The organism is Lutispora sp. (genome assembly GCF_041687175.1).
In the GTDB taxonomy this organism is placed as follows: Bacteria; Bacillota; Clostridia; order Lutisporales; family Lutisporaceae; genus Lutispora.
In genome coordinates this window covers 1-14,816 of record NZ_JAWLCK010000070.1, presented here as the reverse complement: position 1 = coordinate 14,816, position 14,816 = coordinate 1, and the positions used below count along the sequence as shown (strand labels likewise).

Annotated in this window: 14 protein-coding genes, 3 tRNA genes and 1 pseudogene; 16 read left to right on the top strand and 2 right to left on the bottom strand. The window is 37.5% G+C overall.

Annotated elements, in window-relative coordinates; all coding sequences use genetic code 11:
• Together ACESM9_RS10400 and radA are read left to right on the top strand one after the other, a co-directional pair.
• On the top strand, window positions 1-2,209 hold a 2,209-nt coding region (locus ACESM9_RS10400), incomplete at its 5' end, for an ATP-dependent Clp protease ATP-binding subunit (protein WP_372997980.1).
• Window positions 2,210-2,391: 182 nt separating this feature from the next.
• Window positions 2,392-3,750 carry a DNA repair protein RadA gene (gene radA, locus ACESM9_RS10395; protein WP_372997978.1) on the top strand — a complete coding sequence of 453 codons (1,359 nt, stop codon included), beginning with the start codon at window positions 2,392-2,394 and terminating at the stop codon, window positions 3,748-3,750.
• A gap of 26 nt (window positions 3,751-3,776) precedes the next feature.
• On the opposite strand, the gene ACESM9_RS10390 is transcribed toward radA, so the two are convergent.
• Window positions 3,777-4,172, bottom strand: a complete 396-nt coding sequence (locus ACESM9_RS10390) for a DUF1573 domain-containing protein (RefSeq protein WP_372997976.1) — start codon at window positions 4,170-4,172, stop codon at window positions 3,777-3,779.
• Window positions 4,173-4,353: 181 nt separating this feature from the next.
• Here ACESM9_RS10390 and ACESM9_RS10385 point away from each other — a divergent pair, with 181 nt between their 5' ends.
• The 7 genes from ACESM9_RS10385 to ACESM9_RS10355 all read left to right on the top strand — a co-directional run bounded on the left by ACESM9_RS10385 (window position 4,354) and on the right by ACESM9_RS10355 (window position 9,786).
• Window positions 4,354-4,842, top strand: a complete 489-nt coding sequence (locus ACESM9_RS10385) for a CarD family transcriptional regulator (protein WP_372997974.1) — start codon at window positions 4,354-4,356, stop codon at window positions 4,840-4,842.
• Between the two features lie 103 nt (window positions 4,843-4,945).
• Entirely contained in the window at window positions 4,946-6,064 is a 1,119-nt protein-coding gene (locus ACESM9_RS10380; protein WP_372997972.1) for a PIN/TRAM domain-containing protein, read from the top strand.
• A 17-nt stretch (window positions 6,065-6,081) separates the two neighbouring features.
• Window positions 6,082-6,780 (top strand): 2-C-methyl-D-erythritol 4-phosphate cytidylyltransferase, encoded by a 699-nt coding sequence (ispD, locus tag ACESM9_RS10375; protein ID WP_372997970.1) that lies wholly within the window; start codon window positions 6,082-6,084, stop codon window positions 6,778-6,780.
• Window positions 6,773-7,261 (top strand): 2-C-methyl-D-erythritol 2,4-cyclodiphosphate synthase, encoded by a 489-nt coding sequence (gene ispF / locus ACESM9_RS10370; RefSeq protein WP_372997968.1) that lies wholly within the window; start codon window positions 6,773-6,775, stop codon window positions 7,259-7,261. Before ispD ends, ispF begins: the two co-directional genes overlap by 8 nt.
• Before the next feature lies 1 nt (window position 7,262).
• Complete coding sequence (locus ACESM9_RS10365; RefSeq protein WP_372997966.1) at window positions 7,263-7,571, top strand: hypothetical protein; 309 nt, start codon at window positions 7,263-7,265, stop codon at window positions 7,569-7,571.
• Between the two features lie 330 nt (window positions 7,572-7,901).
• A complete protein-coding gene (gene cysS / locus ACESM9_RS10360) occupies window positions 7,902-9,296 on the top strand; it encodes a cysteine--tRNA ligase (RefSeq protein ID WP_372997964.1) in 1,395 nt (464 codons plus the stop codon).
• Window positions 9,297-9,384: 88 nt separating this feature from the next.
• A complete protein-coding gene (locus tag ACESM9_RS10355; RefSeq protein ID WP_372997982.1) occupies window positions 9,385-9,786 on the top strand; it encodes a Mini-ribonuclease 3 in 402 nt (133 codons plus the stop codon).
• Between the two features lie 20 nt (window positions 9,787-9,806).
• Here ACESM9_RS10355 and ACESM9_RS10350 read toward each other — a convergent pair whose 3' ends face one another.
• Window positions 9,807-11,420 carry a multicopper oxidase family protein gene (locus ACESM9_RS10350; RefSeq protein WP_372997962.1) on the bottom strand — a complete coding sequence of 538 codons (1,614 nt, stop codon included), beginning with the start codon at window positions 11,418-11,420 and terminating at the stop codon, window positions 9,807-9,809.
• 187 nt (window positions 11,421-11,607) lie between these two features.
• Here ACESM9_RS10350 and thyX point away from each other — a divergent pair, with 187 nt between their 5' ends.
• From thyX to ACESM9_RS10315, 7 genes and pseudogenes are all read left to right on the top strand, one after another.
• The gene (gene thyX, locus ACESM9_RS10345) at window positions 11,608-12,369 is read left to right on the top strand and encodes an FAD-dependent thymidylate synthase (protein WP_372997960.1); all 762 of its coding nucleotides are present in this window, start codon (window positions 11,608-11,610) and stop codon (window positions 12,367-12,369) included.
• 109 nt (window positions 12,370-12,478) lie between these two features.
• Window positions 12,479-13,396 (top strand): 23S rRNA (guanosine(2251)-2'-O)-methyltransferase RlmB, encoded by a 918-nt coding sequence (gene rlmB / locus ACESM9_RS10340; RefSeq protein WP_372997958.1) that lies wholly within the window; start codon window positions 12,479-12,481, stop codon window positions 13,394-13,396.
• A gap of 293 nt (window positions 13,397-13,689) precedes the next feature.
• Window positions 13,690-14,334 carry an RNA polymerase sporulation sigma factor SigH gene (sigH, locus tag ACESM9_RS10335; RefSeq protein ID WP_372997956.1) on the top strand — a complete coding sequence of 215 codons (645 nt, stop codon included), beginning with the start codon at window positions 13,690-13,692 and terminating at the stop codon, window positions 14,332-14,334.
• A gap of 62 nt (window positions 14,335-14,396) precedes the next feature.
• Window positions 14,397-14,481, top strand: a tRNA-Tyr gene (locus ACESM9_RS10330).
• A gap of 6 nt (window positions 14,482-14,487) precedes the next feature.
• A tRNA-Gly gene (locus ACESM9_RS10325) sits at window positions 14,488-14,561 on the top strand.
• Window positions 14,562-14,569: 8 nt separating this feature from the next.
• A tRNA-Thr gene (locus tag ACESM9_RS10320) sits at window positions 14,570-14,646 on the top strand.
• A gap of 94 nt (window positions 14,647-14,740) precedes the next feature.
• Window positions 14,741-14,816 (top strand): annotated as a pseudogene (locus ACESM9_RS10315) (elongation factor Tu); the annotation flags it as partial.

Genomic DNA, 14,816 nt, shown 5'->3' with positions numbered 1-14,816 from the left:
AGGCTATACTCCAAGAACCAAATATATAATAGAGAACAGTTCCAATGAAGCAAGAAACTTTAATCATAACTATGTAGGGACAGAGCATTTGCTTCTAGCCTTGTTGAGAGAAGGAGAAGGAATCGCAGCTCAAATACTCAAGGCGATGGGCTTAACTTTGGAATATGTAGAAAATGAGCTAAGAAAGCAATTAAGCAGCGAAGATAAAGCATCAGCAAGGTCAGGTACATCATCTGCCAAGAGAAAAGACACACCAAACCTGGACCAATTTGGCAGAGACTTAACTGAAATGGCCAAAGAGGGCAAATTAGATCCCATTATAGGAAGAGATAAGGAAACAGAAAGAGTTATTCAGATATTAAGCAGGAGGACAAAAAATAATCCGGTTTTGATTGGTGATCCTGGAGTGGGCAAGACAGCTATAGCAGAAGGCCTTGCACAAAAGATTGCAGAAGGAGCAGTTCCAGAAATACTGAAGGGTAAAAGAGTAGTGACCTTGGATTTGTCTGCAATGGTGGCAGGCTCAAAGTATAGAGGTGAATTCGAGGAAAGACTTAAAAATGTGATGAATGAGATAAGAGATTCCAAGAATGTAATATTGTTCATTGATGAAATGCATACCATCATCGGAGCCGGCGGAGCTGAAGGTGCAATAGATGCCTCCAATATTCTAAAACCTGCTTTAGCAAGAGGTGAGATACAAGCAATAGGTGCAACCACACTGGATGAATATAGAAAGCATGTGGAAAAGGATGCGGCATTGGAAAGAAGATTTCAGCCTGTAATGGTAGGAGAACCCAGCAAAGAAGAAGCTATTCAGATTTTAGAAGGCTTAAGAGACAAATATGAAGCCCATCATAAGGTGAAAATTACTGATGAATCCATAAGGGCAGCTGTAGAGCTATCTGACAGATATATAACCGACAGGTTCCTGCCTGATAAGGCAATAGATCTTATAGATGAGGCAGCCTCAAGAGTAAGGATAAAAACCTTTACTGCACCACCTGATGTAAAGAAGTTGGAAGAAGAGCTTGCCTCTTTGGAAAAGGAAAAAGCAGAAGCCATAAATACTCAAAACTTTGAAAAGGCAGCAGAGATAAGGGACAAGGAACAAGAAGTGAAAAAGGAACTTGAATCAGTTAAAAAGGAATGGAATGAAAAAGCCAATGATAATAAGCTAACAATCGGAGAAGAGGAAATCGCATACATTGTGTCTCTATGGACCGGAATACCTGTAACAAAATTAGCAGAGGAAGAATCAAAGAGACTTTTAAATCTTGAAAAGATTCTCCATGAAAGGGTAATAGGTCAGGAAGAGGCTGTAGAAGCCGTATCTAAGGCAATAAAAAGAGCCAGAGTGGGATTGAAAGATCCTAAGAGACCTGTAGGCTCCTTCATATTCCTTGGACCTACCGGAGTAGGAAAGACTGAGTTATCAAGGGCATTGGCCGAAGTATTGTTTGGTGACGAAAATGCCATGATTAGAATAGATATGTCTGAATATATGGAGAAGCATACTGTATCAAGGCTTATAGGATCTCCTCCAGGATATGTGGGATATGAGGAAGGAGGTCAGCTCACAGAGAAAGTGAGAAGAAAACCTTACTCAGTGGTATTGATGGATGAAATAGAAAAGGCACATCCCGATGTATTTAATATATTACTTCAGATTCTGGAAGACGGAAGGCTCACTGATGGTAAAGGCAGAACTGTAGATTTCAAAAATACCGTGGTTATAATGACATCAAATGTGGGAGCAAGCACCATTAAGAGACAGAAAGTAATGGGCTTTACCTCCGGTGCAGATGAAAAAGAGGAAGCATATGAAAGAATGAAGGACAATGTGCTGGAAGAGCTAAAAAGAACCTTTAGACCGGAATTCCTAAACAGAATAGATGATGTAATAGTATTCCATCAATTAGAAGAAGAACACTTAAAGGGTATAGTGGATTTAATGCTGAAATCCTTAATCAATAGAATAAAGGAAATAGATATTGATATAGATGTAACCGATGAAGCTAAAGCCTTGTTGGTAAAGAAAGGCTTCGATCCAGTTTATGGAGCAAGACCATTAAGGCGTGCTATACAGAAGATGGTAGAAGACAAACTTTCCGAGGAAATGCTTGCCGGTAATGTGAAGTCAGGCAGCAAAGTGCTGATAGACTCTGACGGCGAACATTTGGTATTTAAACAAGGAGTATTGAATTAATATTTGGTCCGTGCCGTGCTACCACCATTAGTTTTCAAGGGTTCTGAGCTGCGGCACGGGTTACTGTAATCCATCTCCGACGGAATACCCTAGGGAATGCAGTGGAAATGATATACAAAAATTATGCCGAAATATATAGAAAAATGAGACAAGCGTCCTAACGATGAAGGGAGGAATTAGAAGTGGCGAAGTTGAAAACTAAATATGTATGTACAGAATGTGGGTGTGAATCTCCTAAATGGATGGGCAAATGCCCTGAATGCAATCAATGGAACACATTTATTGAAGAAGTGGATACAAAACTAGCTGCAGGATCCTCCGCTTCATTGCTAAATGTGGCAAAGCCACAGAAGATGAATGATATATCCATGGAAGAGGAAATGAGACTTAGTACAGGATTTGGTGAGTTGGACAGGGTATTAGGAGGAGGCATTGTAAAAGGCTCGCTGGTGCTTGTAGGTGGAGATCCGGGAATTGGAAAGTCAACTCTTTTACTCCAATTATCAGATAATGTGGCGAAAAAGGGTCATAAAGTATTATATGTCTCGGGAGAAGAATCTGCAAAGCAAATAAAGATAAGAGCTCAAAGGATGAATTCAGATTCTGAAAGTATATATCTGCTGTCAGAAAACAATATGGAATATATACAACAAAATATTCAGGATATAAATCCTGATTTGTTGATCATAGATTCTATACAGACGGTTTATAACCCAAGCATATTGTCTGCGCCTGGTAGCGTAAGTCAAGTAAGAGATGCAACAGGCAATCTCATGAGGATTGCTAAAGGTGAAGGCATAACAGTATTCATTGTAGGGCATGTTACAAAAGCTGGAGCAATTGCAGGACCTAGAGTATTGGAACATATGGTGGATACGGTTTTATACTTTGAAGGTGATTCACATATGTCCTACAGGATTCTGAGAGCCGTAAAAAACAGATTTGGTTCTACAAATGAATTGGGCATATTCGAAATGGGTGATAGAGGACTGGCAGAAGTTATCAATCCCTCTCAAATGCTGTTATCAGGAAGGATGAAAGGAGTATCTGGCTCTGCCATAATAGCTTCTATGGAAGGCACTAGACCAATGCTCGTTGAGGTGCAAGCTCTCTTAAGTTATACAAGCTTTGGAGTACCGAGAAGAGCAGCTACAGGTGCAGATTATAACAGAGTAGTCCTTCTTATGGCTGTCCTTGAGAAAAGAGTAGGACTCCAACTGCAAAACTATGATTCCTATGTAAATGTAGTAGGAGGAATTAAGCTGAATGAACCATCTTCAGATTTGGGAATCATTGCTTCAATAGCCTCCAGCTATAAGGATAAAGAAATAGATGATGGTACAGTCATAATCGGAGAGGTAGGTTTGGCAGGAGAAGTAAGAGCAGTAAATTTCATTGAAAAAAGAATAAATGAAGCCTATAAACTAGGTTTTAGTAAATGTATCATACCCTATAATAATTATAAGAATTTAAAGGATGTAGCAAATATCAAGGTTTATGGAGTGAGAAGTGTTGAAGAAGCACTGGATATAATAATATGAACCCTGCTATTTAAGCAGGGTTCATATTAAAACATATTGTATATTCCCAAAGTATTTATTTTTTCATATTCCTTTTCCAGCACGGTACTAAGACTTATACCTAAAGCATTGCAAAGCGATGTGATATAGAATATGTTGTTTCCTATTTCTTTTTCTATGATATCCTTACAATTTTCACAAAGCTCACCCTTTATATGGGAGCTCATGCAATTCTTTAAGTCTTCAATATCTGCATCCAAAGGGATTAGCTGTTTCTTTGCATCAACTTCAATGCAGCCACAATTTGTAACAGCTTTTGCTACAGCTCTGTTGACCCGGGACTGAGATTCTTCAAGTTTTGTCATAATATCCAAAATGCTCTTGTGCCTTATCAAAAGCTCGGATACGCTCTGTTGGAAGTCTTCGCATATAAAATCCTTCAATGTATATCACTCCTAAGCTCATGTATACATAAACTGTACTATAAGATAATTATAGAGTGATACAATTTAGTTGTCAATGTAAAAAAAACATTGACAAGCCTTAATATATGTGATATTATTCAACATTTAATGACGAAATACTACATATTGTAGGTGAATATCTATTAATTGGAGGGATTTCATGTTTCATGTTGGAGATAAAGTTGTGTATCCTATGCATGGTGCAGGAACAGTAGAGTCCATTGAAGATAGAGAAGTATTTGGTGAAGTATCCAGGTATTATATAATAAAGATGATATTGGGGCAGATAAAGGTTATGGTACCCGTTGACAAAGCAGAATCAATAGGTATAAGAAAAATAACCGATAAAAAAGGATATGATAAGGTGGTGAGTATACTTTCAGGAAAATCCAAGGCTATGGACAAGAAATGGAACATAAGATTCAGGGAAAATGAAGCGAGGCTTAAAAAGGGAGACATCAATGATATTGCAGAGATTGTAAATTATCTTAACTACATGAATAAAAGGGGCAAACTTTCAACAGGGGAAAAAAAGATGCTGGAGCAATCAAAGCAGATGATTATAAGTGAAATGGCATTGATTCAAAATATGGATTATGAGCAAATGGAGGTTGAAGTAAACAAAATATTAAATATCTGTGAACTTTAACAATCAGGGTTTTTAAAAAATAAGAAGTCTGTTATAATTATCATGAATTTCTTATGGTTTAAAAATTCCTGGTTTGGATATACTTAAAAGGAGGTGAGAAAAATTGATAAGAAAAATACTTGTTTGGATTTTAACTTTACTGGGAATTGCTTTGGGATCTGAGGCAACATATCTATTATTAAGATTTCTGAATGTAACACATCTCTTCGGCTATGAAATTACTGACTTTAGGAGAATACTAGCAATTGTATTATCTGGAATTATTGGCGGAATTATATTTTACTTAATAGCACCTTGGATTATTAACAGAGGCAGACAATCGACAAATTATGTAGAAAGAATGCTGCAAAAGGTTCCTACTAACGAAATTATTATAGGTGCTATAGGTTTGATAATTGGACTTATAATTGCAAATCTAATAAGCGGTCCTTTAAAGCTTCTGCAGATAGCTTGGCTTACAAGCATAATATCCACATTGTTATATATTCTATTGGGCTACCTGGGTATTAGCATTGCTACCAAGAAAAAGGACGATCTTGTAAATATTTTCTCCTTTTTGAAGAAAATAAATATTAAGGATAAAGATAAGGCAAATAAACCGGAACACAAAGTGCAACCGAAAGTATTAGATACAAGTGTCATAATAGATGGTAGAATTGCAGATATTGTAAAAACCGGATTCGTAGAAGGACCTTTAATCATACCAACTTTTGTATTGGAAGAGCTTAGACATATTGCGGATTCTTCCGACGGGCTAAAAAGAAACAGAGGAAGAAGAGGTCTTGATATATTAAATAAGATTCAGAATGATATGGATATACCTGTTGAAATAATTGAAAAAGATTTTGATGATGTAAATGAAGTAGATACTAAGCTGTTGAAAATAGCACAATTGCTTGGAGGAAAAGTTGTTACAAACGACTACAACTTGAATAAGGTTGCAGAGTTTCAGAGGGTTCCAGTATTAAATATAAATGAACTTGCCAATGCAGTGAAGCCTGTTGTACTGCCAGGTGAAGAAATGATAGTATTGGTAATAAAAGATGGCAAGGAGACTGGCCAAGGAGTTGCATATCTGGACGATGGCACCATGATTGTAGTTGATGGAGGAAGAAAATTTATTGGTGATACCATTACAGTTGTGGTTACCAGTGTGCTTCAAACTGCAGCGGGTAGAATGATCTTTGCAAAACCCAAATCTGCAGCAGATAAGGTATCATAGAATTGAGGATGGCATTTATGAATACGGCTGTTGTTGTAGCTGGTGGAAAGGGCACCAGAATGAATAGCAACATTAATAAAGTTTATTTAAACATCAAGGGCAAGGCTGTTCTTGCCCGCACCCTTGATGTTTTTTTTGCATCCGATTATATAGATGAGATAGTGTTGGTTATCGGTGAAGGCGATGAAAAACTTTGTAGAGAAAGGGTTTTAAATTATATTAACATCAATAAGCCTTTTAAGGTGGTAAAAGGTGGAAATGAAAGACAGGACTCGGTTTATAATGGTATCAGAAATGTGAGTAAGGATACTGATATAATACTTATACATGATGGTGCAAGGCCCTTTATAACAGAAGATATTATAATGAAATCAATCAAAGAAGCGAAAGTTTGGGGAGCCGTTACGACAGGTATGCCTGTTAAAGACACCATAAAGATTGTAAACCAAGAAGGCTTTATTGCAAAGACTCCTGATAGGTCATGCTTGTGGCTCACACAGACTCCTCAGACATTTGCAAGCCATGTTATAGTACAAGCCTATGAGTTCTGTCAAATTAAGGGGATAAAAGCTACTGACGATGCTATGTTAGCTGAGGCAATGGGACTTAATGTTAAAATCATTGAGGGATCCTATGATAATATAAAAATAACAACACCTGAGGACATGGCTCTTGCAGAACTAATTCTGGAATCAGGGAGGATTAAGAATGTATAGAGTTGGCAATGGTTACGATGTACATAGGTTAGTTGAAGGACGCAGGCTGATTTTGGGAGGTGTGGAAATACCATATGAAAAGGGTCTTCTAGGTCATTCAGATGCAGATGTATTGGTTCATGCCATTATGGATGCACTTCTTGGAGCTTGCGGCAAGAGAGATATTGGAGCCCTGTTTCCTGATACAGATGCTGACTATAAAGATATATCAAGCCTAGTTTTGCTTAATAAGGTATCCCAGATACTAATAGATCTAGGTTATAGAATATCAAACATTGATAGCATAATAGTAGCCCAAAGACCTAAGCTTTCCCCTTACATAGACCATATGAGAAGCAAAATTGCTGGTGTTTTGAATATTGAGATTGATAGAATAAATATAAAAGCTACAACCTCTGAAGGCCTGGGTTTTACAGGTACGGGAGAAGGAATTTCAGCCTACGCGGTGGCTTGTCTATATTCCATAAGAATAGGTGATTAATATGAGAAAGGGCAATAAGATAACTATTTTTGCCATAATTATAATCATTATGATGGGTTTTTATGCTAAACTGAATATGCCTATGAGCAATATAGGCAAATATGCTAATAAAATAACTTATTTAGACCATGAATATGTATATACTGAAACAATAAAAGCATCCCCTCTTAAATTTATAAAAGGTGAAAGGGGAAGCGATGAGGGTTTCAGAGTATTGATAATGCGTAAAGACAAAAGAAGTGAAGTTCCTGAGGAAGTATATATTTACATAGGTAATAGAGAATATTTGAAATATATTATAAGCTATTGACACAATGTTGCTTTTTTTTCATAATATTATATAAATAATACTATAAGCTAATAATGATGCTGTGATCGGGAAGAGTAAATATATGAAAACCAGCAGAGATAAGCCTCCACCGGCTGAAAGGGGCTTTTGGGAATAATATTTTGAAGTGCGCCCGTTAGCACCTGTGGTGAAACAAGTAGCCATAGGCGGCGATGCCGTTAAAGGTCCGAGTAATAAAAGAGTGGAACCGCGTCATATGTCGCCTCTTATGGAGGCGGCTTTATTTTTTCTAAATGGGAAATAATAAAACTATTTTTTATTATACTAAAATATATAAACGGAGGGATAGCAATGAGAATATTTAATACGATGACCAGAAAAAAAGAGGAATTTGTTCCTTTGGTACCAGGAGAGGTTAGAATGTACTCCTGCGGACCTACTGTATACAATTACTTTCATATAGGTAATGCGAGGCCTTTCATAATGTTTGATATATTGAGAAACTATTTTGAGTATAAGGGGTACAAGGTTACCTTTGTACAGAATTTTACCGATGTGGATGATAAAATTATAAAGAGGGCTAAGGAAGAAGGCATTACTGAAAAAGAAGTTGCAGATAAATATATCGAGGAATATTTTAAGGATGCAGAAGGTCTTGGTATCAGAAGAGCTGATTATCATCCAAGGGTAACAGAACTTATACCTGATATAATAAACATTGTAAAAAAGATTCAGGATAATGGTTTCGCTTATGAAGTAAATGGGGATGTTTATTTTGACACAGCTAAATATAAAGAATATGGCAAGTTGTCAAAGCAGAACCTGGAAGAGCTTGAGGCTGGCGCAAGAGTAGATGTAGGTGAACAGAAAAAGAACCCTATGGACTTTGCTCTGTGGAAAAGTCAAAAACCGGGAGAACCTGCTTGGGAAAGCCCATGGGGAATGGGAAGACCCGGATGGCATATCGAATGCTCTGCCATGTCCATGAAGTATCTGGGAGAAACTATAGATATCCACTCTGGTGGACAGGATTTGATTTTCCCCCACCATGAAAATGAGATAGCTCAGAGTGAAGCAGCTACAGGAAAGACCTTTGCAAGATATTGGATGCACAATGGTTTTATCAATGTAAATAATGAAAAGATGTCCAAATCCCTAGGTAATTTCTTTACAGTCAGAGACATAAGTAAAATGTATGATCTTGAGGTTGTAAGGCTGTTTATGATATCCTCCCACTATAGAAGCCCAATAAACTTCAGCAAAGAACTATTGGATAGTACAAAGAACAGTTTGGAAAGGTTGTATATTGCCAAGAATAATCTATTGCACCTTTTAGAAAATGCAAAGGATAAGGCTGAAACCGAAGAGGAAAAAGCATTAAGGGATAAATTATTGACTCATAAAGAAGCATTTATAGAGGCTATGGATGATGACTTGAATACTGCTGATGGTGTTTCTGCCATATTTGATTTGGTCAGGGACATTAATTCCAATATTGATGAAAATTCATCGAAAAGCCTAATCCAGTTTGCATATGATTTATATATGGAACTGGCAGGTGTTCTGAGAATAGTTAATAAGAAGGAAGAAAGCCTTGATGATGAAATTGAAAAGCTTATTGAAGAAAGACAGAAGGCAAGAAAAGAAAAGAATTGGGCTTTGGCAGACAAAATAAGAGATGACTTGAAGAACAAAGGAATTATTCTTGAGGATACACCTCAGGGAGTAAAATGGAGAAGAGCATAGATTTATGGATAAAGGAAATAAGTCTATGGAACATGAATCAATAAGTGAAGAGTACAGTCAATATGTAAGAAAAATAGAAGATGATATAATGAGTGATGTGAAGCCATCAGATATACAGATGTATAACCCTGCCATACTTGCATATATTGGTGATTCGGTATACGAACTTTTTGTGAGAACACTCCTTGTATCAAAAGGAAGTGTGCAGGTTTCAAAGCTTCATAAAAAAGCGATACTGTTTGTTAAGGCCAAGGCTCAGGCAGAGATGGTTGATAAGCTGGAAAACTATCTTACTGACGAAGAAAAGGACATAGTAAGAAGAGGGAGAAACGCAAAAACCCATTCCATGCCGAAAAATGCAGATTTGGCTGATTACAAGCATGCTACAGGCTTTGAAGCTTTATTAGGTTATTTGTATCTTAATAATAGAATGGATAGGCTTATGGAAATACTGCATCTGATAATTGAGATAAGCGGAGAAAATGAATAAGGAATGCAATATTGCATTCCTTATTCATTTAGGCACAAAAATGCTTCGGAGCAATTTTTGCAGCCATCAGGATTTACCGGTACACATTTTTTTGGTAGAACTTCAAGGGGGCGCATCATATCATGATCCTCGTGTTCTAATATATGGCAGTGATATACATATCTGCCGGTGTAGGGGCCAAAACGCATGGCAATACGAGTTACAAAACCTGGCGGAGCCTGAATAGTGTCCTTCCAGCCTCTTTCATTGGCAGGGGGTAGCTCTGGTTCACCGGTAAAGAGTAATTGGCCGGTAAGGTTGTAGGCATCTGTATCAAAGGGTGTCCGATCTAAAACCTGGAATTGGATTTGATGCACATGAATAGGATGGAATGCAATTCCTTGATTTATAAGTCTCCATATTTCAAGTTCTCCTACAATAGGGTTTTCAGTAATTCCATCCATATACTCATGATTGCTTAATAGGAATAGCAATCTGTTAAAATTGTCTGTAGTTACATCAAAACTTATATCTCTGATTCTGCTTGCATCACATTCATTATATCTCTTAATGTTGCTTAAGAACTGAGGTACGCTGCTGGTATCCTCTCCATTTCGTTCTATAACTCTAAACTGCATAACCAATCCAGTGGTTTGCGGATCCGGCGGAGCTCCAAAATCAAAGGGTATTCTAGCCGTATTAGTCATAACAATATTAGTACCTACTCGTTGATTTGTAAAATCAATAACAACATCCATGCGTTCTGAAGGAGCTATTACTATTTCGTCCAATCTTACAGGACGCTGCAGTAAACCTCCATCTGAGCCTATCTGTATGAACTGCTGTCCTGAATCCAGGCTTAGACGGTAGAATCTTTGATTTGAGCCGTTTAAAATACGAAAACGATATTTTCTCTGTTCCACTTCCAGATAGGGCCATGCTTTTCCATTAACCACAATAGTATCACCTGTGAAGCCAGGGGTAATTGAAGGGTTAGGGAAATCAGGAGGAGGATTAGGAACATTAACTGTAGTTGGATAAAACAATGAGCCGTCCTCATTAAATGTTTTGTCCTGTATAACCAAAGGTATCTCATATCTGCCTGAAGGCAAATTCAAAGCTCGTTCTTCCTCATTGCGTATGATATACATTCCGGCCAGTCCGGCATAAACATTTAAACGAGTAATTCCCAGCGCATGATCATGATACCAAAGGGTAGCTGGACGTTGATTATTTGGGTATTTATAAATTTTATGGGCAAAACGAGGTCCACATTTTGCAAAGTCTCTAGTATACCAGGCATCCGGATAGCCATCGCTATCAGGTTCGACTTCGGCTCCATGCAAATGGACAACAGTGCGCACCTGGGGCATATCTTTGCCTGCACCATGAATACTATTGTCGATTGGCAGGAAATGTTCATCGGGTAAGTTGTTTATCCACTTTACATGAACACATTCACCCTGTTCAGCTTCTATAGTAGGTCCTGGAAGCTGCGCCTCGTATCCCCATACTTTTGATTCAGGAAGTTCGCTGTGAAACTTGTGAAAGAACTCTTCCATTTTTACTTCATAATATGTGACTCCCTTAGTTCGTTCTTTCGGTTTAAGAACTCTAGGTATAGGGAGAGGATCCAGGAAAGGTGTAAGAGCCATATAATATCACTCCTATAATATTATTGGGTATTTCCTTATTCATACTTATGTAACAAGTGCTAAAATGTTACATAATAAGGAGAACACACAACTCGTGACTATTTTCATATGGACAAACCTATCCAATAACTTTAAAATGTATATATAATATTTGGTGAAAAATAGTATGAAATGGGGATAGATGTAAATGAAGGTTGAATTAATACGCTATACTCCTGAACCGGAGAAACTGGTGGCTGCAGCTGCAAAACTGTGCTACTCAAAGATTGGCATAGATGGCATACTGGACGGATTAGACCAGGAAAAGACAGAAAGATTCCTCAACATGTTAATGGACTTAGGTCATGAAAGTCCTATAGAGCATGTTTCTTTTACATTTGGAGTTGAAGGAGTCAGCAGAGTTCTAACTCATCAACTGGTGAGACATAGGATTGGTTGTTCTTACTCGCAGCAATCTCAAAGATATGTAAAGTTAGAACAATTCGAATACATAATTCCACCACAAATAGCTGCTATAGAAGAAGCACGTGAGTTATTTGTCAGAGCAATGGAAAAGGATCAGGAAGTATATAATAAATTAGTAGAAATACTATATAAAGAGAATTATAAAAAATGCATGGAAGAAGGAAAAACGGAGAAACAGGCATCTCAAATGGCTGAAAAAGCTTCAATAGAGGATGCAAGATATGTTTTTCCAAATGCCTGCGAAACCAAAATCGTATTTACCATGTCAGCTAGAGCATTATTTAACTTTTTCAGAACGAGATGCTGTGAAAGAGCCCAATGGGAAATAAGAGAAATGGCGACAGAGATGCTGAAAAAAGTAAAAGAAATTGCTCCTGTGCTGTTTAAACACGCTGGGCCAGGATGCTTGAACGGCCCATGTCCCGAAGGAAATATGAGCTGCGGAAAATCAAGAGATATTAGAGAAAAATTTAGCAAATTTTAAGCTTATTAATTAGTTTTCCAAGGCGTGCACGATGATATAGTTATAAAGAATACGTATTTGACATAATGAAAATAATAAAACTGAAAAATAGCAAAGAAGGATGATGCATATGGTATTTGGCAAAGAAAAAAGAAAAAGTAAAGATAAACGAGATAAAAAGGGAAAAGTTCAAGCTAAAAAGTCTAAAGCTGCGTTTAAGGCCATGGAGAAAAAAACAAGGCCAAGATATGAAGAGGCAGATGAAAGAGATGATTACTATATTAATCTGATAGAAGGAAGAAATCCAGTATTAGAAGCATTGAAATCAGGAAGGGAAATAGATAAGCTCTTTATTCAAAGCGGACAGCTGGAAGGTTCCATTAGACAAATCATAGCATTGGCAAGAGAGAAGAATATACTCATCAAGGAAGTAGACAAGGCTAAACTTGATAAAATGTCCCAAACAAAGAGCCACCAAGGAGTTATTGCATCTGCTGCCCTATATAAATACTATGAAGTTGATGATATATTGGAGATAGCGAAGCAGAAAGAGGAAGATCCATTTATAGTGATACTGGATGAAATAACAGATCCTCAGAATCTGGGCTCAATTCTCAGAAGCTGCGATGCAGCAGGAGTTCATGGAGTGATCATTCCAAAGAGGAGGGCAGCAAGTCTGACACCTATAATCGGCAAAATATCTGCAGGGGCGGTAGAATATGTACCTGTAGCTAAGGTTACCAATATAAATCAAACCATCAATTATCTGAAGGAAAAGGGTGTATGGGTTGCAGGTGCAGATGCAGAAGGCGAGAAATACTATGAAAAGGATATGACGGGGCCATTGGCTCTGGTAGTTGGGAGCGAAGGCAAAGGACTTGGAAGGCTGATAAAGGAAAATTGTGATTTTATTGTAGGGATACCCATGTCAGGACAAATATCATCCCTAAATGCAGCTGTATCCTGTGCGGTTATCATATTCGAAGCTAAGAAACAGAGGCTTCAACAAAAAACTGCAGGCAGTCTACAGGAAGGAAGCATCCATTAAAACAAGTTTAAGCCATTAAACATTGAAAGAATACCTGATAGTCGATGGATCCAACATAATCAAAAAATTGGGGAGAACTAGAAGAAGCATCAAAAAGGATGGACAAGGGTCATATAAACAAATCAAAGTATGATGGAAACCATGATATCACAAGAAAACTTGAGAGTATAAGGAGACAAAAAGAATGGTTTCTTATACTAATATATGTATTTATACTTATCCTTGAAAAACACTGATTAAATATGTATAATAAGATAGATGATAAGAGCTAAAAAGAGCTTGGAGGCGATATAGTGGAAGCAAAAGCAAAAAAAGATGAGGCATTAAGCTTTGATAGCATGATGGACGAAGAATTAGTCTTAAGTGCCAGAGACGGAGATAAGGAAGCCTTGGAGTATATAATAAACAAGTACAAAAACTTTGTAAGGGCAAAAGCCAGATCATATTTTCTCATCGGTGCGGATAGAGAAGATATAGTTCAGGAAGGAATGATCGGATTATATAAATCTATAAGAGATTTTAAAAATGATAAACTGTCATCTTTCAGAGCTTTTGCAGAGCTTTGTATAACCAGGCAAATCATAACTGCTATCAAGACGGCCACTAGGCAGAAACACATTCCACTAAATTCGTATATTTCCCTTAACAAACCGATTTATGACGAAGAATCGGATAGAACACTTTTAGATATTCTGACGGCTACAAAAATAACAGATCCGGAAGAATTGATAATCAGTAGAGAGGAACTTTGCTCCATAGAATCCAAAATTGGAGAAATACTTAGTGATTTGGAATTAGAAGTACTTATGTCATACCTTCAGGGTAAGTCCTATCAAGAGATTGCAGTTGATTTGGACAGGCATGTAAAATCTATTGATAATGCGCTTCAAAGGGTAAAAAGGAAGTTGGAAAAGTTTCTCGAGACTAATGATGCTTAGTTATATTGACAAATAAGTTGGGGAATATTATAATAACTAATTAGTTACTCTGGTTTAAAGATGGGGAAATTCCCGAGTGGCCAAAGGGGGCAGACTGTAAATCTGTTGTCTCAGACTTCGGTGGTTCGAATCCACCTTTCCCCACCATACTCTGCGGGCATAGTTCAGTGGTAGAATTCCAGCTTCCCAAGCTGGCCGTGCGGGTTCGATTCCCGTTGCCCGCTCCAGAAAATATGCCCATGTAGCTCAGCAGGTAGAGCACCGCCTTGGTAAGGCGGAGGTTCGCCGGTTCAAGCCCGGTCGTGGGCTCCATTTTATGATACACCAGGCAGAGTTTATTAACCAGAACGTATATTAATAAAACTTTATATTTTAATTGTTACATATAAAGGAGGAAAATAAAAAAATGGCAAAGGCAAAATTTGAAAGAACCAAACCCCATGTAAACATAGGAACCATAGGACACGTTGACCATGGTAAGA

What these genes read in the sequence shown, in the direction of transcription:
- ACESM9_RS10385 (WP_372997974.1), top strand. Translation starts at nt 4,354, where the DNA reads ATGTTTCATGTTGGAGATAAAGTTGTGTATCCTATGCATGGTGCAGGA.
- ispD (WP_372997970.1), top strand. Translation starts at nt 6,082, where the DNA reads ATGAATACGGCTGTTGTTGTAGCTGGTGGAAAGGGCACCAGAATGAAT.
- ispF (WP_372997968.1), top strand. Translation starts at nt 6,773, where the DNA reads ATGTATAGAGTTGGCAATGGTTACGATGTACATAGGTTAGTTGAAGGA.
- ACESM9_RS10365 (WP_372997966.1), top strand. Translation starts at nt 7,263, where the DNA reads ATGAGAAAGGGCAATAAGATAACTATTTTTGCCATAATTATAATCATT.
- cysS (WP_372997964.1), top strand. Translation starts at nt 7,902, where the DNA reads ATGAGAATATTTAATACGATGACCAGAAAAAAAGAGGAATTTGTTCCT.
- ACESM9_RS10355 (WP_372997982.1), top strand. Translation starts at nt 9,385, where the DNA reads ATGAGTGATGTGAAGCCATCAGATATACAGATGTATAACCCTGCCATA.
- ACESM9_RS10350 (WP_372997962.1), bottom strand. Translation starts at nt 11,420, where the DNA reads ATGGCTCTTACACCTTTCCTGGATCCTCTCCCTATACCTAGAGTTCTT.
- thyX (WP_372997960.1), top strand. Translation starts at nt 11,608, where the DNA reads ATGAAGGTTGAATTAATACGCTATACTCCTGAACCGGAGAAACTGGTG.
- rlmB (WP_372997958.1), top strand. Translation starts at nt 12,479, where the DNA reads ATGGTATTTGGCAAAGAAAAAAGAAAAAGTAAAGATAAACGAGATAAA.